Genomic DNA, 22,010 nt, shown 5'->3' with positions numbered 1-22,010 from the left:
CGGTTCCAATTCGATGTGGGGCGGGCGGTTCGCCGAAGGGCCGGCAGCGGTCATGCGCGAGATAAACGCCTCCATTCCCTTCGACAAGCGCCTCTGGCAGCAGGATATTGCCGGATCGAAGGCGCATGTCGCGATGCTCGGTAAGCGGGGCATCGTTTCGGCCGATGACGCGGCGACGATCTCGGCGGGCCTCGACACGGTGGCGGCGCATTATGCCGAGCACGGCGTCGAGGAGGATCTGGTCCTCGAGGATATCCACATGCAGACCGAGGCGCGGCTGGCCGATGCGATCGGTCCTGTCGCCGGGCGGCTGCACACCGCACGCTCGCGCAACGATCAGGTCGCGACCGATTTCCGATTGTGGGTGCGCGATGCGATCGACCAGGCGCTGGCGGCGCTCGCCGAGTTCCAGGCGGCGTTGCTTGCGCGGGCGGAAGAGCATGCGGCGAGCGTTATGCCGGGCTTTACGCACCTTCAGTCCGCGCAGCCGGTGACGCTCGGGCATCATCTGATGGCGTATCACGCGATGATCTCGCGTGACGTCGGGCGGTTCGCCGATGCCCGCGCTAGGATGAACCGCTCGCCGCTGGGGTCGGCTGCGCTGGCGGGCACGGGCTTCCCGATCGACCGCGCGATGACCGCCGAGGCGCTCGGGTTCGACGGGCCGATGACCAACTCGCTCGACGGCGTAAGCGACCGCGATTTCGCGATCGAGTATCTCACCGCCGCGACGCAGACTTCGCTCCATCTGTCGCGGCTTGCCGAGGAGTTCGTGCTGTGGGCGTCGCAGCCGTTCGGCTTCGTCGCTCTCAGCGACCAATGGTCGACCGGCAGCTCGATCATGCCGCAGAAGCGCAATCCCGACGCCGCCGAGCTGGTGCGCGGGCATGCCGGGCGGATCCTCGGCTGCATGACCGCGCTGATGGTGACGATGAAGGGCCTGCCGCTCGCCTATTCGAAGGACATGCAGGACGACAAGCCGCCGGTGTTCGAGGCGCACGACCTGCTCGCGCTGTCGATCGCGGCGATGACCGGCATGGTCGAGAGCGCGACGTTCCGCACCGATCGGATGCGCGGGCTGGCCGAGAGCGGCTTCGCGACCGCGACCGATCTCGCAGACTGGCTGGTGCGCGAGGCCGGGCTGCCGTTCCGCGAGGCGCATCATGTCACCGGGCGTGCGGTGAAGCTGGCGGAGGAGCGCAAGGTCGCGCTCGACGCGCTGCCGATCGAGGACCTGAAGGCAATCGATGCACGGATCGACGAACGCGTGTACGGCATGCTCTCGGTCGACGCGTCGGTCGCCAGCCGGACCAGCTTCGGCGGCACGGCGCCGGACAATGTGCGCGCTGCGATCCGTGCAGCGCGTGCCGAGACAGCTGGGGGAGAGACGGCATGAAACGGCTTTTTGGCATCGTGGGATTGGCACTCGCCCTATCGGGCTGCGGCGCCGCGGACGGGCTCGTCCCGGCCGAGGGAAAGACGCTCCCGATCGCGCCTTACGGTGCGAAAACGCCGCCGACTCCCGAGCAGTTGCTGACCCCCACGACGCAGCAACGCCCTCAGCGCAGTGACGAGCTGCTCACCACGTCCCAGCCGCGTCGCAGCGACGAGTTCGACCTGCCGCCGCCGAATTGAAGATCTGAACCATGGATCATTTCGCCTATCGTGACGGTGTCATGCACGCCGAGGACGTCGCCCTGCCGGCGATCGCCGAGGCCGTCGGCACGCCCGTCTACGTCTATTCGACCGCCACCTTCCGCCGCCACGCACAGGTGTTCCGCGACGCACTGAAGGGCGCCGGGCGCGTTCACCTGGCCTATGCGATCAAGGCGAACCCCAACGTCGCGGTGCTGCGCGTGCTGGCCGACGAGGGATACGGCGCCGACGTCGTTTCCGCGGGCGAGATGCAGCGCGCGCTGGCGGCGGGTATTCCTGCGTCGGACATCGTGTTCTCGGGCGTCGGCAAGACGCGGCGCGAACTGGCGCAGGCGCTCGATGCGGGGATCGGCCAGTTCAATCTGGAGCTGGAAGAGGAGGGCGAAGTCCTTGCCGCGCTCGCCCACGCGCGCGGTGAACGCGCGCCGGCGGTGCTGCGCGTGAACCCCGACGTGGACGCCGGCACGCACGCAAAGATATCGACCGGGCGCAAGGAGAACAAGTTCGGCGTCGCGATCGACCAGGCTGTGGCGATGTTCGACCGCCTGTCGAAGCATGACGGGCTCGACCTGCGCGGTGTCGCGATCCACATCGGCAGCCAACTGGCCGATCTCGCGCCGCTGGAGGCCGCCTATGCGCGGATCGGCGAGCTGGTCGCGGAACTTCGCGCGGCGGGTCACACCATCAGCCGCGTCGATCTCGGCGGCGGTCTCGGCGTACCGTACAAGCCTGGCGACGTACTGCCGAGCCCGGCCGACTATGGCGCGATGGTCGCGCGCGCGACCGCCGACTGGGATGTCGAACTGATGTTCGAGCCAGGTCGCGTGATCGCGGGCAATGCCGGCGTGCTGCTGACCGAGGTGATCTGGGTAAAGCCCGGCGTTGTGAACCCGTACGTCATCGTCGACGCTGCGATGAACGACCTCGCGCGCGTCGCGATGTACGACGCGTATCACGATTTCGTTGCGGTCGAGCCGAGCGGCGATCGGATGACCGCCAACATCGCCGGGCCGGTGTGCGAGACCGGCGACACCTTCGCGATGGGCCGCGACATAGACGCCGTGAAGTCGGGCGATCTCGGCATCTTCCGCACTGCGGGCGCGTACGGCGCGACGATGGCGTCGACCTACAACAGCCGCGCTTTGGTCCCCGAAGTGCTGGTCGATGGCGACCGGTTCGCGGTGGTCGCCGACCGCATCCACCCGGAGACGATCCTGGCCGCCGAACGCGTGCCGGAATGGCTCAAGCGGTGATACTCCAGAGCCTGCCGCTGTTCGTGAGGCTGGCGGGTCGCCCAGTGATCCTGCTGGGCGAGGGCGAGGCGGCGGATGCGAAGCGGCGGTTGCTCGATCGCGCGGGCGCGGACGTCGTCGGCGAGGATGCTTCGGCGTCGCTCGCGATCGTCGCGATCGACGACGAGGACGAGGCACTGGCGGCGGTCGCGCGGTTGAAGGCGCGCGGCATCCTCGTCAACGCGGTCGATCGTTCCGCGTTGTGCGACTTTACGCTGCCCGCCATCGTCGATCGCGCCCCGGTGCTGATCGCGATCGGCACGAGCGGTGTGTCGGCCGGGCTGGCGGCGGCGTTGCGCCAGCGACTGGAGGCACTGGTCCCCGCCGATCTCGGCAAGCTCGCGCTGGCGTTGCAGACGGCGCGCGGCGCGTTGCGGAAGCGCTGGCCCGACATGGGGGAGCGTCGCCGGGCACTCGCCACGGCGATGGGGGCGGGCGGTATGCTCGACCCGCTGTCGCCGACGCATGATGTCGACGCATGGTTGGGCCCAACAGCCGAGCCCGCTGCAAAGCGCGACGTGGCGATAACGCTCGTTCTGCTTTCCGATGATCCCGAGGATCTGACGCTCCGCCAGGCTCGCGCGCTCGCCAGCGCCGACCGGGTCTATCACGGCCCCGACGTACCCGCGGCGATCCTCGACCGTGCGCGCGCCGATGCCGCGCGGCTGTGCAAGGCGATGCCCGCCGATCCCGGCACCGGCCTGTCAGTCGAAGTCGAGATGGCCTTGTGAGCGGTTTTGCGTTCCGGATCGTCGATGGGGAGGCAACGCGTGTCGACGTCAAGGAGGCACTCGATTATACCACCGACCTCGTCTGGGTGCATTTGTCGACCACTGCCGAGCATGCGCAGACATGGCTCCGCGACGAGGCAAAGCTGCTCGACTATGTCGTCGACGCGCTGACCGCGACCGAGACACGACCGCGCTGCGAGGCGGTCGGCGACGGTGCGTTCCTCAACTTGCGTGGGCGATCGAAGGAGGAACTCGATACGTCCGACATGCTCGCGTCGGTGCGGATCTGGGCAGTGAGGGGCCGTGTGTATTCGGTCACACGGAAGCCGTTGATCGCGGTCGCCGAGGTGGAGAAGATGGTCGAGCGTGGTGAGATTCGCGATCCTGGCGACCTGATCGCCGCGTTCGCGACCGCGATCACTGCCGACCTCGACCCCGACGTCGCGCAACTCGGTGACGAACTCGACGATTGCGAGGAGCAACTCGACGCCAACCGCGTATTCGAATTGCGCCGCACGGTCAGCAAGGTGCGCGTCGCGGCGATCGGCTACAAACGCTTCCTCAGTCCGCAACGCGCGGCGCTGGAGAAGCTGGCCGCGCTACCCGGCGACTGGCTGGCGGACGATGATCGACTGCATCTCTCGGCAGCGGCGGATCGCGCGGCGCGGATGGCGGAGGAACTGGAGTCGATCCGCGAGCGCTCGGCGCTGGTCCACGAGACGTTGACCGACCTGCGCGCCGAGCAGATCGACAACCGCTCGCTGATCATCTCGATCGCGGCGATGGTGTTCCTGCCGCTGACGTTCCTGACCGGGCTGTACGGCATGAACGTGAAGGGCCTGCCCTATGCCGAGGAACCGTGGGCGTTCGATGCGATCGCCGGAGCCTGCGTGCTGATCGCGGTCGGTGTCGTGGCCTATTTCTCCATGCGACACTGGTTCAAGCGGTAGCGTTTACGCGGCGCTGGCGGTCCGCCACGCCTGCGCGATCTCGTCCAGCATATCGGCAGCGTCGCGAAACGGTCTCGGGTCATGGCCGATCGAAGCGTTGACGATGGTCTTCCGCGCGCCGCCATAGAGCCGCGAGAGCGTCTCCGACACCTGACCGCCATTCTCGAAATCGAGTCCGGCCTCCAGCGCGAACAGGATCGCGGTCGCCCGCGTGACGCGCTCGCTTTTAATCCCGAACTTGCGGTTTTCACAAGCCCAGCCGGCCGCACGCAGGGCTGCGACCAGTTCCTTGTAGAGCAGTTGCACCAGCGCCGGGCCGTCGGCGGTCGCAGTGCGGCCGACGGCATCGATCTGGCGATAGGTGGCGAACGGGTCGCGCGCGAGGGTGGAAGCGTAGGCCATCAGTCGCTCTTGTTCCACGCTGCGATCTGGTTGGTGAGGAAGGTCTGCGTCGACTTATACGCCGACACGCGGGAGTTCATGCTCGCATATTGCTGGGTCAGCCGCGTCGTCAGCTGATCAGCCTGCGCGGTGATCTTGTCCTGCTCCTTGGCGACATCACTTTGCGCCGCGGTATAGCGCGCGGTCGATGCGCCGAGGCCGGTAGTCGTGCTCGTCGCATTCTTTGCCAACGCGCCCAGAACTACGGACAGCCCGGCCGGATTGCTGGTCGAGGGTGCAAACATCGTCTCGATTCCGGCTGGGTTGGCGTTGATCTGCTTCGCGAGTTGGGCGGTATCGACACGCAGCGTACCGTCGCGGTTGGTCGCTACGCCGATCTCGGCGAGCGTGGTCGGGACGCCCGGTCCCACCCCGGTCGCCAGCGGCTTCAGCGTCAACGCCTTGAGCGACCGCAACAGCGATGCCGCGGCGGGATCGGCGCGCAATACGCCCGTCACCGGATCGGTCTGCTCGTTGATGATCGCAAGGATCTGGTTGTAGGTCTCGACCAAGTCGTTGACCGCCTGCGTCAAGCCATCGGTCGGCGGCGTACTCGACAGCGTGACGGGCGCCTTCGATACCCCGCCGAGCTGAAGCTTCACGCCATCGACCAGATCGCTGATCATGTTGCTCGATCGCTCGACGGGAATGCCGTCGACAGTCAGCTGCGCGTTCAGCGCGCTGCTCGTGATTTGGGTATTGGCGGCGCCAGGGCCGATGTCTATCACGGGGGCCGGTTTCATGCCGTCTGCCGCGGATCCCGTTGAATCCTTGGCAACGCCTTTCAGCGTGAACGCCTGCGCATCGCCGGTTGCACCCTTGACCGAGAGGAAGGCGCCGCCTTTGCCGTCGGACACCACCGATGCCGTCACGCCGCTCTTCGTTGCGTTGATCGCCGCCGCGACCGTATCCATGGTGTCGCTGGCACTTACGGAGATACTGATCGACTTCGCATTTTTCGGGTCGATGCCGTCCCATACCGGCGTACCTTGGTCGGCCGTCGTAGGATTGCCCTTGGCGTCCTCGTAGCGGAAGGATTTAGTGCCGATCGTCAACGTCAGGCCGTCGATGCCAAGTGCCGCCGTGCGGTCCATAGGGACCTTGGTCCCCGCGACCTGAGCGGTCGCGAGGCGCGTGACCGAGATCGTCGACGACAATGCCGATACCTTTGCGCCGCTGATCGCCGTGGCCGAGATCGAACTCGTGTCGGAACTGGTCGGCTGCGTCTGTAGCGTGCCGCCCTTCACGAGGCTGTCGAGCGCGCTGGAGAAAGTGGTGATCGCGCTTTTCAGCGAGCTGACCCCGGAAATCTGCGAGGTAAGTGCGGTCGATTTCGCCGTCAGCGCGGCGGTCTTCGCGGCGAACTGCGCCGTCACCAATGCCGGCACGAGCGCACCGGTATCGATGCCCGACCCGGCATTCAGCGACGTCAGCAGCGACTGCGTTGCCGACTTGACCACGCTTTGCGCATTCGCGGGCGTAGCTGTGGGTGTCGGTGTGGCGGTCGTGCTGGTGGTCGAAGTTACCATCGTGAAATCCCTGCACGTGCGCGCTCGTCTGTTAGAACGGCCACGTGGCGCGAATGTTTAGGCCTGCTTCATGCCGTTTTCGTCGAACCGCGCATCCTTCGGCACGGTGACGAAGGGCTGGACTCCGGGCGTGGTCCCTCCAGCCGCGGCGTTCAGCCCGAACACGAACGCCAGCACGGTCGCGATCGCGGTGTAGAGGTCGTCGCGGACTTCCTGGCCCTCCTTGCTAGTATAATACACCGCGCGCGCCAGCACCGGATATTCGAGGATCGGCACGCGGCCTTCGCCAGCCAGCTCGCGGATCGCCAGCGCGGTCGCACCGCGACCCTTGGCGACCACCACCGGCACTTGGTCCTTGCCACGATCATAGCGCAGCGCCACCGCGAAGTGCGTCGGATTGGTCAGCACGACATGCGCCTCCGCGACCGATTTCCGCAAGCCGCCGCTCGCCATCGCGCGCATCTTGGCCCGCATCTGGCCCTTCGCCTCGCCGTTCCCCTCGGTCGACTTGTGCTCGTCCTTCACCTCCTGCTTCGACATCCGCATCTTGCCCAGGCGTCGGATGATCTGGATCGGCAGGTCGATGCCGGCGATCGCACACAGCCCGAACGCCATCGCGATCAGGATGCCCTTGAAGATTCCACCAAGCGTCGACAGCGCCTGGTTGAGATCTGCGGACGAGGCGAGGCCCATCGTGGAATGCGCGGCGTTCCACAGCATCCAGCCGCCGATCGTGCCGAGCAGGATCACCTTCAGCAACGACTTGCCAAGTTCGATCCAGCCGTTCGCACCGAAGATGCGCTTCAGCCCGGCTGCGGGATCGACGCGGCTGTATTTGGGGGCGAGCAGGCCGCCGTTGAAGCCGAGCGAGCCGAGCCCCGCCTGGCTCAGGATCGCAGCGCCGATGCTGACGATGAACAGCGTGATGAGCGACGGCGCGAGCTTGCCGCCGGCTTCCATCAGCGGGCGCCAGGGGGAGAAATCCTCGACGTCGGCATGCGTGAACTGGAAGCTCGAGCTCATGATCGCCTTGCACGCGGTGATCAGGGTAGGGCCGGCGTAGATCAGCCAGGCGACGCCGGCGAGCATGCTCAGCGCGGTGGCGAAATCGCGCGACTTGAGGATGTCGCCTTTCTCGACCGCATCCTTCTTGCGCTTTGCGGTTGGTGCTTCTGTCTTTTCGCCGCCATCCTCGGACATCAGCCGAGCACCAGGTTTTCGGTGGCGGCGAGGCCTTCGCGGACGATCACGAGCATATAGTCGCCCATCGTCGGGAACGCGATCGCCAGCGTGACGACGCCGACCGCGAGGCTGGCGGGAAGGCCGACCGCGAACAGGTTGAGCGAGGGCGCAGCGCGGCTCAGCATGCCGACGACGATGTTGAGGCAGAGCAGCAGGAAGCCGACCGGGAGCGCAAGCAGCAGGCCGGCGAGAAACGCATAGCCACCGAAGAACGCGATCGCCTTGAGGCGCTCGACGCCGATCCACGCGGCGCCGGGGGGGAGCACGTCATAGCTCTTCACCAGCAGGTCGATCAGGATCAGGTGGCCGTCGACCGAGAGGAACAGCAGGGTGAGCATGATCGAGAAGAACTGGCCAAGCGCGGGAGAGGACTTGCCGTTCTGCGGATCGATCGAGGACGCGAAACCAAGCCCCATCGCGCCGCCGATCACCTCGGCTGCGATCATCGGCGCAGCGAACGCGATCTGGAGCACGAAGCCGAGCGCGAGGCCGACGAGCGCTTCGGCGGCCGCGGAAAGCACGGTGGAGACGGCAAAGATGTTCTGCGGCGGGACGATCGGATGGGCCGCGAGTACGAGGAACCCGATCGCGCCCGACAGCGTGACGCGCACGGTCAGCGGCACCGAGACGGACCCGAACACGGGTGCTGCAATGAACGTCGCACCGATGCGGATCATCACGAACACGAGCGCCCAGAGCTGCGGCTCGATGCTGAGCCCAAAACCCAACACGACTAAATCCCCCTCCCGCTTGCGGGAGGGGTCAGGGGAGGGCGCGACGTACGTACTGGCGTCCGGCCCATGAGGCACGCCCCTCCCCCGACCCCTCCCGCAAGCGGGAGGGGAGCAGCAAGTGCGCTCATTTTACGAGATCCGGAATACGCTCGAAGATCCCAATCGTGAAATCGCTGAGCAACCCCAGGATCAAGCTCCCGAAGATCAGGATCGACACCGCCACCACCACCAGCTTGGGCACGAACGACAATGTCTGCTCGTTGATCGACGTCGCCGCCTGGATCATCCCGAGGATCAGCCCCGCGAGCAGCGCGGGGATCAGGATTGGCGCACTGGCGAGCGCCAGCACCCACATCGTCTGATTGGCGACGGTCAGGAAATATTGCGCGTCCATGCTCTCAGGTCGCGAACGAGTTGGCGAGGCTGCCCATCGTCAGCGCCCAGCCGTCGACCAGCACGAACAGCAGCAACTTGAACGGCATCGATATGATCGTCGGCGACAGCATCGCCATGCCAAGCGACATCAGCACGGTTGCGACGACGAGATCGATGACGATGAACGGCAGGAAGATCAGGAAGCCGATCTGGAACGCGGTCTTCAGCTCGGACGTCACGAATGCCGGCAGTAGTACCGAGAACGGAATGTCGGTCGGCGTCGCATAGGGGCCGGACTTGGCGATCTGTGCGAACATCGTGACGTCCTTGATCCGCGTCTGCTTCACCATGAACGCATGCAGTGGCACGCCAGCGGTCGTTATCATCTGCGTGCCCGCGAGCTGTCCGGCGGCATAGGGCTGGACCGCGGTCGTGTTGATCTGGCTGATCGTCGGCGCCATGATGAAGAAGCTGAGGAACAGCGACAGCCCGAGCAGCACCTGGTTCGGCGGTGTCTGCTGAAGCCCGAGCGCCTGACGCAGGATCGCGAGCACGATAATGATCCGCGTGAAGCTGGTCATCATCAGCAGGATGCCCGGCAGGACCGTGAGCAGCCCCATGATGATGAGGACTTGCAGGCTGAGCGACAGCGAGCCGCTCTGGCCGGTATTGCCCGCGGCCTGGCCGCCGAGCTGGCCGAGTGCGCGATCGACCGCGTCGCCGACGGCGGGGTTGGTTGGGGCGGGGACGCCTTGCGCGAAGGCGGGCATCGCGAGGAAGAGGGCGAGCAGGACCGCGAGGCCTATCCACAGCCATGCGTTTGCGCGCTTGGATCCTGGATTCCCGCGTACGCGGGAAAACGGCTTGGCGGAGGATGCGGCGAACAAGGCAGGACCCGAGCCTTTCCGCGTCACCGTCGGACGAGCGACCGCGCTCATGCGTCGACCTTGTCGATCAGGTGCACGCCGCCACGGCCAACCGAGACGAGCAGCCGGCGGCCCTCGAAATCGATCACCGCGAGGCGCAGGCCCGGCGAGATCATCATCGTTTCCTTGACGCCGATCAGCCGCGTCGAGGGCTTGCCCGGGATCCGGCTCTCGAACTTGCGCCACAGGTACAGGCAGCCGAACATCAGTCCGCACACCAGCGGGAGCAGGATGACGAGCTTGAGGATATAGGTCCAGAGCATCGGGTTCAGCCGCGCCCAACGAGTGATTTGTCGGGCGACACGAGCTCGGTCATCCGCACGCCGAAGCGCTCGCCGACCGTGACGACTTCGCCGCGACCGATCAAAGTGCCGTTGACGAACACGTCGAGCAGTTCGTTGGCCTGGCGATCGAGCTCAATCACGCTGGATTCACCCAGCGCTAGCAACTCGCGAAGCGTCAGGCTGGTCGAGCCGATCTCGACGGTCAGCTTGACGTCGACATCCTGGAGCAGCCGGAAATTGGCGGCGACGGCAGCATCTACGGGGAAGCCTCCGGTCATGTCGTTCATGCTGCAAATCCTTCGTCGAAACTGGTAATCGAGGTGAGCTGGATGGCGGCGAAGCCGTTCGATGTGCCGACCGTGCCGCAGCCGAGCCGGTTGTTGCCGACCATCACCGGCACGTCGCCCGAGATGGTGATCGGGATCACGTCGCCGGGCTTCAGGTCCATCAGCATGGTCAGCTTGACGACCGGCTCGGCGAGCACCGAGCGGATCGGGAAGCGCACGTTCATCGCCGCGCGCGTCAGCTCGGTGCGCCAGGCCGGATCGGGCTCGGCCGACTTGCCGACGACCTTCGCGGTCAGCGACGGCGCATGCGGCTTCAGCGCGGAGACGGGGTAGACGAGATCGAGGAACACCGGCTTCGCGGCGCCCGCGGCGATGCCGAAGCGCGTGACGATCATCGCGTCCTCGCCGTCGAGATCGGCGATCATCGCCGGATTCACCTCGACGCGGGTCGGCAGGAAGTCGAACCGCGCCATCGGCTCCCACGCGGTCTTGAGCGGCGCGGCGATCATCTGGCCGATCCGTGCGACCATCGCCTCGGCGGCGGGCGAGAACTCGGTCGGCAGCGTGTGCGGCGCGGCGCCAGTGCCACCGAAGAACATGTCGAGCATCTCGAGCACGAACTTGCCGTCCATGATGCACAACGCCTGCGCCATCCCCGGCGTCATGATCAGCGGCAGCCACGCGGTCAGCACATCGCTGCGTTCGGCGCGGTAATCGGTGAAGCGCTGGACCACCAAAGGCTCGGCCCAGCAGCGGACCTCCTGGCGCAGCAACGGCTCGAACACGCCGCGCAGACCGCGCGCGAACCGGGCGGAGAGATGCTGCAGCGAATGCAGGTCGCCGAACGGATTGAGCTTGGTCCCGCCGAGCACGCCCTGATGCAGCACGCCGTCCTTGGGCGCGCCGGAGCGGTCCCGGTCGCGTCGCTCGCGCGTCTTTGCTGAGGCCTCGTTAACCATGACTCACTGAACGACGAAACTGGTAAAGTAAACGTTACCGATGCCGCCGAATCCTTCCTTCTGCTTGAGCGTATCGTTGATCGCCTTCGCCAATCGGACCTGCAGCTGGCGCTTGCCGTCGCTGCTCATCACCTGCTCCTCGGTGGTGTCGCCGAGCGCCATCAGGATCGCAGACCGGACCGCGATATCGTTGGTCTTCAGGTTGGTAATGACGGTGTCGTCATACGGCGTGGAGACCGCGACGCCGACCTGGACGAAGTGCACCGAGTCCTGGAGATTCGAGGTGAAATCCTTCTCCAGCGGGTAGTAGGTGGAGGCATATTTATCGCCGCCCTGCCCTGCGGGGGGCTTCATCCCATGGTTTTCGGGGGCTGCTTCCTCGCCGCCGTGACCGCCGCCTTCGCCGCCCTCGGTCGCGTGCTTCTGCTCGCTTTTGGGGACGAGCTTGGGCTTACCGTCCTCGGCTTCGGCGGCATGACTGCCGCCGCCGATCAACCCGGCACTGGACGCATAGACGCCCGCGCCGACGCCGCCGCCGACCAGTACCAGCAGCGCGACGCCGCCGATCAGGATCGTCTTCATCTTGCCCTTTTTCTTCGGGGCGGCGTCGGGCGTTTCTTTTGTGTCGCTCATGATTTCAGGGTCCTTCGGTTCAAGCGATTCGGATGTCGTCGGGCGTGTCCGCGATCACGGTCGAGACCGGCGCGGGGCGATTCGGGGTTTGCGGAGCCGCGGGCGCGCGCTGTTGTTGCGCGCCGCTGTCGCCGAGCGATCCTTGCGCGAGCTTCAACCCGCGCGCCTCGGCGAGTTCGGCGAGCCGTGGCTGCGCGTCCGCCAGCAACGTCCGCGTCGCGGCCTGTTCGGCATTGAAGTGCACCCGCACCGTGTCGCCGTCCGCCTTCACCGAGACGTCGATCGCGCCGAGCGCGTCGGGGACGAGGCGAATGCGCGTGTCGACCGCATCGGCGGCGTCGCGGAGCATCTCGATCCGCTCGATCATCGCGTGCGGCCATCGCTCCTGACGCATGTCGAGTGGCGCCTGCTGCGCGTCGGCGACCTTGATCTCGTGCGTTGCAGTCGTGCCTACCGGAGCCAGTGGCGTATCGGATGGGGCGGCGGGGGTATCCGGCTCGTCGCGCTTCCTGGTTGCCGCCTGGATCGCGGCGCCGAACACCATCGCCGCCGACGCGACCGTACCGGGTTGCGGCTGGGCGATGTCGGGTTGCACGGCGGCGAGGGTAACGGACGCCGTATCGGGCGTGGGCCAACGCGGCGCGTCGGTGGTCGGCGTGTCCACCGGCGTCTGCACGGCCGTCTTTACGGGCGGCATCGCAGCCATGATCGCGGCGGCGAACTGCGTTGCGGGTGTACCGCCGGCTTGGGGCGGTGCGGAGGGCAGGGGCGGTTGAGGCTCTATCGGAATGGGCGTGGCGGCCTGCGGCTGCGATTGCGCGAAGGTCGGTCGCTGCACGCTAGTTGGTTGAATGGTGGATGCATCGGCGATGCGTGCAGCGGGCAGCGAAACGGCTGGGGCAGGGGCAGGGGCTGCAATGATCGGCTGCCACACGAACGCGGCATCGGGCACGACATCCGGGAGCGGCAAGGCGTTGCCGGTCGCGGCGTCGTCCTGCCGGGGCTCGTCTTCCGGCGCTGCGGCGAAAGGTTCGGGTTTCGCGTCGTCGCTGACCTGTTCGAAGGCGCCCGCGAAATCGCCCGACTCGCCGCCACTCTTCGCAGCAGAGGCGCGAGGATGGAGGGGAACGGTACGGGAAAGGGTCGCGGTCTGGATCATTCGGGCACTCGCGTTCGGGCTTCTCCCCGACACTCAGCAAGGATCGTGCCGAACCTTCCGGAAGGCGGGTGCCTCTTCCATCGCGCGGATCGCTTTCAGCACCGCATCGGCGTCGGCGCGCGCGAGCAGCTTCTCGACCGCGCTCTGGTCGCGCTTGGCGGCGCGGGTTGCTTCCGCTGCGCGTTCGACATGATATCCAGCCGCCTGGACGCGCTCGACCGCGGCGTTGGCGGATTGTTGCAGGCGGTCGCGATAATGTGCGGCGGCGCCGAGCGACACGGAGACCTGCGTCTCGTGCACCGGCGCGACGGCTTCGGCGAGCAGCGCGATGCGGCCCGACAACGCCTGTTCGCTGGCGAACTTGTCATGCGCGCGCGCTTCGTCTGCGCGGGTCAGCCCGAGCTGGAGCGTACGGACGCGGTGGATGCGCGCCAGCGTCTTGCTGCGGGCATCCGCCATGTCAGCCGCCGAACACGCCGGTCAGCTCGGCGACCGCGTCGTTCAACGACACGGTCTCGTCGGCGTCCTGGCGGATATATTCCATGACCGCGGGGTGACACGCGATGGCGGCGTCGATCGCCGGATCGGCACCGTGGCGGTAGGCGCCCATCAGCACGAGATCGCGGTTTTCCTCGTAGGTGGCGAGATGGCGGCGGAGCGTCCGCGCAGCCTTGGCATGGTGCGCGGGCACAATGTCGGTCATCACGCGGCTAACCGACGGGCCGATATCGATCGCGGGATAGACGCCGCGCTCGGCGAGGTGGCGGTTGAGGACGATGTGGCCGTCGAGGATCGAGCGGGCGGAGTCGACCACCGGATCGTTGCCGTCGTCGCCGTCCGCCAGCACCGTGTAGATCGCGGTGATCGAGCCGCCGGTGTGGACGTCGACGCCAGCGCGCTCGATCAGGTTCGGCAGCATCGCGATGGCGCTGGGTGGATAGCCGCGCGCGGATGCAGGCTCGCCGAGTGCGAGACCTATCTCGCGACCGGCGTGGGCGACGCGGGTGAGTGAGTCCATGATCAGCAGGACCTTCTTGCCTTCGTCGCGGAAGGATTCGGCGATCGCGTGGGCCCGGAGTGCGCCGCGGATGCGGAGGACCGGGGAGTGGTTGGCGGGGACCGCGACGACGACCGAGCGTTTGCGCGCCGCGCCTGCGACCTTGGTTTCGAGGAAGTCGGCGACTTCGCGGCTGCGCTCGCCGATCAGGCCGATGACGATCACGTCGGCTTGGGCGGCACGGACGATCATCCCGAGCAGCACCGACTTGCCGACGCCCGAACCGGCCATGATGCCGACGCGCTGGCCCTGGCCGATCGTCAGCAGGCCGTTGATCGCGCGCACGCCGACGTCGAGCGGTTCGAGCACGCGGCCACGATCGAGCGGCGACTGGAGCTTGCCGGCCAGCGGCCAGCGGCCGGCACCGCGGATCGGGCCGAGCCCGTCGATCGGCTTGCCGGCGCCGTCGACGACGCGCCCGAGCATGGCTGCGCCGACTTCGGCCTCACCCGGCGCGCCGATCGGCTTGACCGGTGCGCGCGGAAGGAGGGCGGCGGGGCCGCCGAGGTTCATCATCAACGTGCGGCCGTTGCGGAAGCCGATGACTTCGGCCTCGACACTCGCCGCGCCTTCGCCGACCTGGCAGACGGTGCCGACCGGGAGGGTCAGGCCGACCGCTTCCATGAGGAGCCCGTCGAACGAGGCGAGACGGCCGGAGACCTTTGGCTTGGCGACGAAATCTGCGTTGGAGAGGGTTTCGAGATAGTCGGCGGTAAAGCGGTTCAGCATTTGGGCACCGGCACGCGGTCGATCGCCTGCGCGAGTTGATCGAGCCAGAGTTCCGGACCGTCCTCGACGATCGTCGACGCGCTTTCGAGCACGAAGCTGCCGCGCGCGACGTTGGGGTCACCGGCGGCGAAGATCGATTTCGGCAAGCGGCCTTCGAGCAGCTCGACATCGTCCGGGTGGACGCGGAGCAGCGCGGACTCGGCGGAGTCCGACAGGAGTTCGGCGGCGGTCTCGATCCGGCCCGCCAGCACGTCGGGCGCGATGCCGACTTCGCCAACCAGTTTCGAAACGAGGAACAACACCGTCTGGCGGAGCTGCGCCGCAACGCGGTCGCGGTCGATCCGGTCGTTGCCGAGTGCGGTGGTAAGATCGCCGAGCAGCGCGCCGTCGCGTGCAGCCGTCTCCTGTGCGGCCGCGGCCGCAGCGGCGAGGCCTTCCGCATAGCCGGCGGCATGCGCGTCGGCGAGCGGATCGATGAACGACGATTCACTCACCGGATCGAGTGGATCCCAGCCGGCGGTCGGGTTCACGTCCTTGTCCGCCGGGCTGAAGTGGCGTGGCGTGCTCGGCTCCGACGAGAAGTTCGGCGACGCGAAGTTCGCGGGCCGCACCGTCGCCCGCTCTCGAATATCCGCAGCCGCAAACCCGGATGGCGGTGCAAATGCGCTCGCCAGGACGTTCGCCGTCGTCGTGTGGCGCGACGCGAAGCCCGCGGTAAAGCCGTTAGACATAATCGTCTTCCCCCCCGCCCATCTGGATCGTGCCGTCCTTCGCAAGCCCGCGCGCGATCGCGATCATCGCCTTCTGCGCCTCGAGCACTTCGGCGAGCTTCATCGGCCCGCGTGCCTCCATCTCGTCGCGGATGCCGTCGGCCGCGCGTGCAGACATGCAGCCGAGGAAACGGTTGCGGATCGTTTCATCGACGCCCTTCAACGACTTGGTCAGGATCTCGCTGTCGACGTTGCGGATCAGCGTGCCCAGATTCTTGTCGTCGAGTGCGAGCAGATTGTCGAAGACGAACATCGCCTCCTCGATCGCCTTCGCCACTTCGCGGTCGATCTTGAACAGCTTCGGCATGACGCGCTGTTCGGTCGCCTTCCGCGCGCCCGACAGGATCTTGGCCGCCTCGCGCGTGCCGCCGAGCGTGACGCCGACCGAGCCGGGCGCGGCCGTGGTACGGTTGGCGAGCACGGTCTTCAGCGTCTCGACCGCCTCGGGCGTGATCGGACCCAGCCGCGCGATGCGGTGGAGGATGTCGGGCTGGACCGCGTCGGGCAGCAGTTCAAGCACTTGGCCGCCGATCGACGCATCGAGATTGGCGATCAGCACCGCGGCGATCTGCGGGTGCTCCTTCTCGATCATCGCCGCGATCTCGGGTGCGTCGAGCCAGTCGAGCAGTTCGAGTTCGCACGCGGCTTCCGGGGGGGTGATGCGCGCGAGTACGCTTTCGGCTTTCTCGGGCCCAAGCGCGCGGTTCATCACCGCCTCGATCTGAGGGCGCGGATCGAAGCCGATCGCGGTGCGCTCGCGAGCGCGACCGACGAAATCGTCGAGCACGTCCTCGACCTCCTGCTCGCTGACATCGGCGACTTTGAACATCGCCGCGCCGAGCTGGCGCACTTCCTCGGGCTCGAGCTTCTGGAGGATGGCGGCCGCCTCCTCCTCGCCGACGAGCATCATCAGCACCGCGGCGCGCTCGACGCCCGTATAGGTGCGGATTGCAGCCTCGCTCACTTGGCGTCGGCCTTGATCATGTCGCGCACGGCGAGCGCGGCGCGCGTCGGATTGTCGCGGGTGAAGCCGCGGACTGCGCCGATTCGGTCGTCATAGCCGCGCGTGTTCTCGAGCTGGTCGAGGCTGACGGGGGCGGCGACCGCCATGCCGTCGCCGCTCGCCGCGCCGCTTGGCTGGCCGAGCGCAGGGCGAGTGCCGGCGTCGTCGCGCTTCTTCATCAGCGCCTTGGCGATCGGGCGAACGCCGAGCAGCAGCACCAGCAGCGCGATCAGGATCGCGGTGCCGTTGCGCGCGAGCACCGGCAGCCACGCATTGTCGTACCAGGCCGGGCCGCTCGTCGCGGACGCATCGGCGCCGGCGAACTTGCGGCTGATGACCGTGACGTTGTCGTTGCGCGCCTGGTCGAAGCCGACCGCACTCTTCACGAGATCGCTGATCTGGTTGATCTCCATCGCGGTGCGGCGGCCCTTGTCGGGATCGCGTAAGAGGACGGCGACAGACAAGCGCTTGACCCCGCCCGGCGTGGCGCGCGTGACCGACACTTCGCGGCCGAGATCATAGGCGCGCTGATACTGGTCGGACTGCTTCATCGCGTCCGGCGCAGCGCCACCGGCGACCGGCTGAGCGCTGCCCGTCGCGCCGTTAGCGGCTTGCGGCGTCGACAAGGTGCTCGCGGCGGGCGGCGTGTTGCTCAGCGCACCGGGAATACCGCCGGGTGCAGCCGGGCCGTCCTTCTGGTTGCCGGTCCAGTTGCCCGTCTCGGCGCGCAGCACGCCCTGCTTTTCATAGCTTTCGCGCGTCGCCTGGCTCTCGTCGAGATTGACGTCGGCCTGGACTTCGGCGGTAAAATTGCCAGCGCCGACCAACGGCGTCAGCAGCGCAATCAGCTGCGTGCGATACTTGTCCTCGACGCGGCGCTGGATATCGATCCGCGCGTCGCTTGCGGCTCCTGCGCCGTCGTTGCCGCCGGCCTTGGTGAGCAAAGCGCCCATCTGGTCGACGATCGTCACCGCCTCGGGCTTCATCCCCGGCACCGACGAGGCGACGAGGTTGATGATCGAGCTGACCTGCGCATCGCTCAGCGACCGGCCACCCTGCAACTTCAGGATCACCGACGCCGACGGCGCGGCGTTGTCGCGCACGAACACCGACGCTTCGGGCATCGCCAGATGCACGCGCGCCTCGGCGACCGCGTCGATCTCCTCGATCGACTTCGCCATCTCGGATTCACGCGCCTGGCGGAGGCGCTCGCCTTCGACGGCGCGCGAAACGCCCATCGGCAGCTGGTCGAGGATTGCGTAACCACCCGGCGCTGCTTTCGGCAGGCCCTGGCCCGCGAGCAGCATTTTCGCGCGGCTGTAATCGTCTTCGCCAACGGTCAGCGCGCCGGTGCCTTCGTCGATATGGCTCTTGATGTTCGCGGTCGTCAGCGCGGACGTCACCGCAGCCTTGTCCGAATCAGGTAGCCCGCTGAACAGCGTCTTCTGCGTCGGCGTCGACAGGCTCATCCACGCAAGCGCGGCGGCGGCGATCAAGCCGACCATCAGCGCCATCGGCAGCGAACGGCGGACCGCAGGCTGCGCGAACGCGCCCTTGATCTGCTGGAGGGGGTTGGCGAACCGTTCGGTCGCGCCGGATGTGGGGATGAGTGCGGTGCTCATGTCAGACCGGCATGCTCATGATATCCTTGTAGGCGGACAGCAGCTTGTTGCGGACCTGCAACGTCGCCTCGAACCCGACCGACGCCTGCTGGCGGGCGAGCATCACTTTCGCGATGTCGACCGTCTCGCCGCGCTCATAGCTTTCGCTGAGCTTGGCGGCCTGGGTCTGGCCGTCGTTGACGCTCTTCAGCGCGGTTTCCATCGAATCGGCAAAGCTGGTCGGCTTGACCGTCTCGGTCGGCGCCACGTTCCCCGCGGCGCCAGCGCGCGAGAGCGCCTGGTTGCGTTCGAGGATCTGCGAGCGCAGCGCCATGACCCGGTCGACGCTCATCGCGCCCCCACCGATGCCGGATACGCCGCTCATGCCGAAGCTGCCCAGTTATGCACGTTGCCGATATCGTCACCCTGCTCGCGCGCCTTGGCGAGGCGGTAGCGCAGCGTGCGTTCGGAAATGCCGAGGCGCTTGGCGGTCTCGATGCGGCTGCCGTTGCACGCCTTGAGCGTCTCGCGGATCGCCGCGAACTCGCTCATCTGGACGATGTTGCCCAAGGTCCCGGGGGGCGTCTCTGGCTCCGCAGGCGCTGTGATGGGCGTGATCGGCGTCACCACCGCGGTACGCTGGAACGTCATCGTCACCGGGCGGTCGAAGACGATGTGGTTCGCCTCGATCGTATCGCCGCCGCAGAACAGCAGCGCGCGCTGGATCACGTTCTCCAGTTCGCGGACGTTGCCCGGCCAGTCGTGCAGCATCAGCTGCTCGATCGCCGCATGGCTCGGCCAGGGGATGACGTTGCGGTTGCCGGCATGACGCAGGATCAGCGTCGCTGCGAGCGCGGGAATATCCTGCGGGCGCTCGGCCAGCGACTTGGTCGCGAGCGGGAACACGGCGAGACGGTAATAGAGATCGGCGCGGAACCGCCCGGCGGCGACTTCCGCGTGAAGGTCGCGGTTCGCGCAGGCGATGACGCGTACGTCGATTGGCTGCGGCACCGAAGCACCGAGCGGCACGACCTCGCGCTCCTGCAACACGCGGAGCAGCTTTGCCTGCAACTGGAGCGGCATCTCGGCGATCTCGTCCAGCAGGATCGTGCCGCCGTTAGCCGCGCGGAAGAACCCGTCGCCACCGCTCGATGCGCCGGTGAACGCACCCTTCTGGTGCCCGAACAGCAGAGCCTCGAGCATCGATTCGGGGAGCGCGGCGCAGTTGATCGCGATGAAAGGCTTGTCTTTCCGCGCGGAGCCATTGTGGATCGCGCGGGCGAGCACCTCCTTGCCCGTGCCGGTCGGACCGTTGATCAGCACGGTGATGTCGGCGGCGGCGACGCGTTCCGCAAGCGCGAGCAGCGCGAGCGATTCGGGGTCGGCAGCGGTCGGCATGTCGGCGCCACCGATCAGGGCGCGCGCGAAGCCGTTGCCGACCGCAGTGTCCTCTGCGGCGAAGCTGATCCGTGCAGGGGAGCCATCACGCGATGGCGTCACTTCACGCCCTTCGCAGCCGATCACCACGGTGCGCGCGGGCGCGGTGACACCCTCGCCGTCCGCGACTAGGAACAGGTCGTTCGCGCCGGGCTGTGCAGTCTCGAACGAGCCCACGCCGAACCCTTGTGCGCGCAATGACGAAACAAGCGCGTATTTCCGCGAAGTGACTGCAGCCGATGGAAAAATAGAACGCATGGAGTTCCCCCTGAACGATTCGGGGAATGCAGCATTGGTGGTAAACGCGCGGTTAAACCCTGCCGGCCCCGGCAGATTATTTCCGGGCGCGTCTCCGCGGACACATGCGTGTGTGCGAGTGCGCGTATTCGCGCGCGCGAGCACGCGCGCTGGCGTGTGTGAGGCCCGACCCAGGCTGCATTTTTTCGCTTAAGTCCGGTCCGGGGCGGCCGTTACCCACTGTGACGGCTCGGCCCTTCGCCATGGGGGCGGCGGGGAAGCCGGACACACGGAGACCCAACATGACTGTTATTGGTAGCAATCTCTCGTCGCTGCGCGCGTCCAACGCATCGAGCGCCGCATCGATGGCGCTGTCCACCTCGATGGAGCGTCTGTCGACCGGCAAGCGCATCAACTCGGCCAAGGACGATGCCGCCGGCCTCGCCATTGCAACCTCGATGGGCGCGCAGATTCGCGGCATGAACCAGGGCATCCGCAACGCCAATGACGGCATCGCGATGGCGCAGACCGCAGAAGGCTCGCTCAGCGAAGTCACCAACATGCTGCAGCGTGTCCGCGAGCTGACCGTCCAGGCGACCAGCGGCACTTATGGTGCTGACGACAAGAAGAACATCCAGGCCGAAGTCGGTGCTCTCCAGGCGCAGATCACGAGCACGCTGGCTAACACGTCGTTCAACGGCAACAAGCTGTTCGACGGCACGGCCGGTACGGTTACTGCTGCCAGCGCAGGCAGCGCTGGAACTCCCGCTGTTACCGCAGACCCAGCTAACAATATTGCGGGATCGCCCGGAACGCCGGGAACGCCTGCCACTCCGGCCTTCAGCACGGTTTCGATCCAGACCGGCGCGAACACTGCCGACAAGGTCGACATGAAGTTCGCCAAGCTGACCAACGACACGACGATCACCGCGGCGACATCGCTCGATCTCTCGGCCAATGCCACGACCAACACCGCGCTGGACACGGTCGATGCGGCGCTGAAGACGATCAACACCTATCGTGCAAACCTGGGCGCATCGCAGAGCCGCCTCCAGTCGGTCGTGAACACGCAGACCAACAACTCGACCAACCTGGCGGACGCCAAGAGCCGTATCGAAGACACGGATTTCTCGGCCGAGACGACCGCACTCGCCAAGGCGCAGATCCTGAGCCAGGCATCGACCGCGATGCTCAGCCAGGCGAACCAGAGCCAGCAGAGCGTTCTGAAGCTGCTTCAGTAATCCGGACCGGCACCGGCACCGCCCCCCAAGGGTGTCGGTGCCGATCGGACCCGCCTTGCTTCCCAGAAGCGGGGGGCGGAGAAAACCTCGGTGGCGCCAAGCTGCCGGGGTTTTTTGCGTTTCCGTGCAAGAGGCGGAACGCGTTCAGGACTGCGTCGCCAGCCTCGGGTTGAAAATACCCTCGGCACATGGCTACTGGCCGATAGCTTCATGGCGTTACCGGACTTCACGGAACGATCGAGGAGCGAACGCCTGTATGCGGCGGCGTATGGCGCGAAACTTGGGCCTGTGCGTTCCTGCATATGCGCACTTTGTCGGAGACCGGATCGTGATCCTTGATGCCATCGACCACATCGTCTTCAACGTACGTGACGTGGAAGCGTCGGCGAAATGGTACGAGCAGGTTCTGGGCATGGCACGCATCGATGCGCCGTCGGACAGTGGAGCGTTGCGCACCAGCATGACGTTCGGGCCTAACAAGATAAACTTGCGGCCGATCGATGCGTCCCAGGACGAATGGTTCACAGGGGCGACACCGTGCGCTGGCGGCCAGGATCTATGTTTCCTGACAAGCTTTACCCCCGAGGCGGTCGTCGCGCATCTGCGGGCGTGCGACGTCGAAATCGAGATCGGACCAGTTATCAAAAGCGGCGCACGAGGCCCTATCAGGTCTGTCTATGTCCGCGATCCGGACGGGAATCTGATTGAGGTGTCGTCTTACGCGGCCATGGCCTGAC

25 protein-coding genes are annotated in these 22,010 nt (G+C 66.7%); 7 read left to right on the top strand and 18 right to left on the bottom strand.

All coding sequences use genetic code 11. The annotated features are described in order from the left end of the window. Positions 1-13 precede the first annotated feature (13 nt). Genes argH through AC1ME3_RS04940 form a run of 5 tightly spaced genes read left to right on the top strand, consistent with a single transcriptional unit; the run spans position 14 to position 4,629 of the window. Complete coding sequence (gene argH / locus AC1ME3_RS04960) at positions 14-1,396, top strand: argininosuccinate lyase (RefSeq protein ID WP_480955762.1); 1,383 nt, start codon at positions 14-16, stop codon at positions 1,394-1,396. Continuing rightward, on the top strand, positions 1,393-1,635 hold the full coding sequence (locus AC1ME3_RS04955) for a hypothetical protein (protein WP_056061645.1): 243 nt from the start codon (positions 1,393-1,395) through the stop codon (positions 1,633-1,635). The genes argH and AC1ME3_RS04955 overlap by 4 nt, the downstream gene beginning before the upstream one ends. Positions 1,636-1,646: 11 nt before the next feature. Next, on the top strand, positions 1,647-2,909 hold the full coding sequence (lysA, locus tag AC1ME3_RS04950; RefSeq protein WP_480955096.1) for a diaminopimelate decarboxylase: 1,263 nt from the start codon (positions 1,647-1,649) through the stop codon (positions 2,907-2,909). Next, positions 2,894-3,679, top strand: a complete 786-nt coding sequence (locus tag AC1ME3_RS04945; RefSeq protein ID WP_480955095.1) for a precorrin-2 dehydrogenase/sirohydrochlorin ferrochelatase family protein — start codon at positions 2,894-2,896, stop codon at positions 3,677-3,679. The genes lysA and AC1ME3_RS04945 overlap by 16 nt, the downstream gene beginning before the upstream one ends. Then, positions 3,676-4,629 carry a CorA family divalent cation transporter gene (locus AC1ME3_RS04940; protein ID WP_480955094.1) on the top strand — a complete coding sequence of 318 codons (954 nt, stop codon included), beginning with the start codon at positions 3,676-3,678 and terminating at the stop codon, positions 4,627-4,629. Before AC1ME3_RS04945 ends, AC1ME3_RS04940 begins: the two co-directional genes overlap by 4 nt. 3 nt (positions 4,630-4,632) lie before the next feature. Here the strand turns inward: AC1ME3_RS04940 and AC1ME3_RS04935 are convergent, their stop codons facing one another. The 18 genes from AC1ME3_RS04935 to AC1ME3_RS04850 all read right to left on the bottom strand — a co-directional run bounded on the left by AC1ME3_RS04935 (position 4,633) and on the right by AC1ME3_RS04850 (position 20,053). Then, entirely contained in the window at positions 4,633-5,031 is a 399-nt protein-coding gene (locus AC1ME3_RS04935) for a flagellar export chaperone FliS (RefSeq protein ID WP_480955093.1), read from the bottom strand. Next, positions 5,031-6,599, bottom strand: a complete 1,569-nt coding sequence (gene fliD / locus AC1ME3_RS04930) for a flagellar filament capping protein FliD (RefSeq protein WP_480955092.1) — start codon at positions 6,597-6,599, stop codon at positions 5,031-5,033. The genes AC1ME3_RS04935 and fliD overlap by 1 nt, the downstream gene beginning before the upstream one ends. Positions 6,600-6,656: 57 nt before the next feature. Further along, the gene (gene flhB / locus AC1ME3_RS04925; protein WP_480955091.1) at positions 6,657-7,799 is read right to left on the bottom strand and encodes a flagellar type III secretion system protein FlhB; all 1,143 of its coding nucleotides are present in this window, start codon (positions 7,797-7,799) and stop codon (positions 6,657-6,659) included. After that, entirely contained in the window at positions 7,799-8,572 is a 774-nt protein-coding gene (fliR, locus tag AC1ME3_RS04920) for a flagellar biosynthetic protein FliR (protein WP_480955090.1), read from the bottom strand. The genes flhB and fliR overlap by 1 nt, the downstream gene beginning before the upstream one ends. A gap of 127 nt (positions 8,573-8,699) precedes the next feature. Beyond that, the gene (gene fliQ / locus AC1ME3_RS04915) at positions 8,700-8,969 is read right to left on the bottom strand and encodes a flagellar biosynthesis protein FliQ (RefSeq protein WP_055874447.1); all 270 of its coding nucleotides are present in this window, start codon (positions 8,967-8,969) and stop codon (positions 8,700-8,702) included. 4 nt (positions 8,970-8,973) lie between these two features. Beyond that, on the bottom strand, positions 8,974-9,888 hold the full coding sequence (gene fliP / locus AC1ME3_RS04910; protein ID WP_480955089.1) for a flagellar type III secretion system pore protein FliP: 915 nt from the start codon (positions 9,886-9,888) through the stop codon (positions 8,974-8,976). Next, a complete protein-coding gene (locus AC1ME3_RS04905; protein WP_056054129.1) occupies positions 9,885-10,139 on the bottom strand; it encodes a flagellar biosynthetic protein FliO in 255 nt (84 codons plus the stop codon). The genes fliP and AC1ME3_RS04905 overlap by 4 nt, the downstream gene beginning before the upstream one ends. Before the next feature lie 5 nt (positions 10,140-10,144). Continuing rightward, a complete protein-coding gene (fliN, locus tag AC1ME3_RS04900; RefSeq protein WP_055874438.1) occupies positions 10,145-10,447 on the bottom strand; it encodes a flagellar motor switch protein FliN in 303 nt (100 codons plus the stop codon). Then, the gene (locus AC1ME3_RS04895; RefSeq protein WP_480955088.1) at positions 10,444-11,406 is read right to left on the bottom strand and encodes a flagellar motor switch protein FliM; all 963 of its coding nucleotides are present in this window, start codon (positions 11,404-11,406) and stop codon (positions 10,444-10,446) included. Before AC1ME3_RS04895 ends, fliN begins: the two co-directional genes overlap by 4 nt. A gap of 3 nt (positions 11,407-11,409) precedes the next feature. Beyond that, positions 11,410-12,039, bottom strand: a complete 630-nt coding sequence (locus tag AC1ME3_RS04890; RefSeq protein WP_480955087.1) for a flagellar basal body-associated FliL family protein — start codon at positions 12,037-12,039, stop codon at positions 11,410-11,412. A 19-nt stretch (positions 12,040-12,058) separates the two neighbouring features. Beyond that, complete coding sequence (locus tag AC1ME3_RS04885; protein WP_480955086.1) at positions 12,059-13,198, bottom strand: flagellar hook-length control protein FliK; 1,140 nt, start codon at positions 13,196-13,198, stop codon at positions 12,059-12,061. A gap of 33 nt (positions 13,199-13,231) precedes the next feature. Continuing rightward, the gene (locus AC1ME3_RS04880) at positions 13,232-13,657 is read right to left on the bottom strand and encodes a hypothetical protein (RefSeq protein ID WP_480955085.1); all 426 of its coding nucleotides are present in this window, start codon (positions 13,655-13,657) and stop codon (positions 13,232-13,234) included. A 1-nt stretch (position 13,658) separates the two neighbouring features. Next, positions 13,659-14,984, bottom strand: coding sequence for a FliI/YscN family ATPase (locus tag AC1ME3_RS04875; RefSeq protein ID WP_480955084.1), 1,326 nt, complete (start codon positions 14,982-14,984; stop codon positions 13,659-13,661). Continuing rightward, positions 14,978-15,715: a FliH/SctL family protein gene (locus tag AC1ME3_RS04870; protein ID WP_480955083.1), complete on the bottom strand. Its 738-nt coding sequence runs from the start codon at positions 15,713-15,715 to the stop codon at positions 14,978-14,980. The genes AC1ME3_RS04875 and AC1ME3_RS04870 overlap by 7 nt, the downstream gene beginning before the upstream one ends. After that, complete coding sequence (gene fliG, locus AC1ME3_RS04865) at positions 15,708-16,718, bottom strand: flagellar motor switch protein FliG (protein ID WP_480955082.1); 1,011 nt, start codon at positions 16,716-16,718, stop codon at positions 15,708-15,710. Before fliG ends, AC1ME3_RS04870 begins: the two co-directional genes overlap by 8 nt. After that, positions 16,715-18,379 (bottom strand): flagellar basal-body MS-ring/collar protein FliF, encoded by a 1,665-nt coding sequence (gene fliF / locus AC1ME3_RS04860; RefSeq protein WP_480955081.1) that lies wholly within the window; start codon positions 18,377-18,379, stop codon positions 16,715-16,717. The genes fliG and fliF overlap by 4 nt, the downstream gene beginning before the upstream one ends. A 1-nt stretch (position 18,380) precedes the next feature. Then, a complete protein-coding gene (fliE, locus tag AC1ME3_RS04855) occupies positions 18,381-18,743 on the bottom strand; it encodes a flagellar hook-basal body complex protein FliE (RefSeq protein WP_120299622.1) in 363 nt (120 codons plus the stop codon). Beyond that, a complete protein-coding gene (locus tag AC1ME3_RS04850) occupies positions 18,740-20,053 on the bottom strand; it encodes a sigma-54 interaction domain-containing protein (RefSeq protein WP_480955080.1) in 1,314 nt (437 codons plus the stop codon). Before AC1ME3_RS04850 ends, fliE begins: the two co-directional genes overlap by 4 nt. Positions 20,054-20,334: 281 nt before the next feature. Here AC1ME3_RS04850 and AC1ME3_RS04845 point away from each other — a divergent pair, with 281 nt between their 5' ends. Both AC1ME3_RS04845 and AC1ME3_RS04840 read left to right on the top strand, forming a co-directional pair. Beyond that, complete coding sequence (locus AC1ME3_RS04845) at positions 20,335-21,273, top strand: flagellin N-terminal helical domain-containing protein (RefSeq protein WP_480955079.1); 939 nt, start codon at positions 20,335-20,337, stop codon at positions 21,271-21,273. 328 nt (positions 21,274-21,601) lie between these two features. Then, positions 21,602-22,009 (top strand): VOC family protein, encoded by a 408-nt coding sequence (locus AC1ME3_RS04840; RefSeq protein ID WP_480955078.1) that lies wholly within the window; start codon positions 21,602-21,604, stop codon positions 22,007-22,009. Position 22,010: the final 1 nt, after the last annotated feature.

Source organism: Sphingomonas sp. BL2, from assembly GCF_056680015.1.
This window is presented reverse-complemented; position numbering and strand designations above follow the sequence as displayed.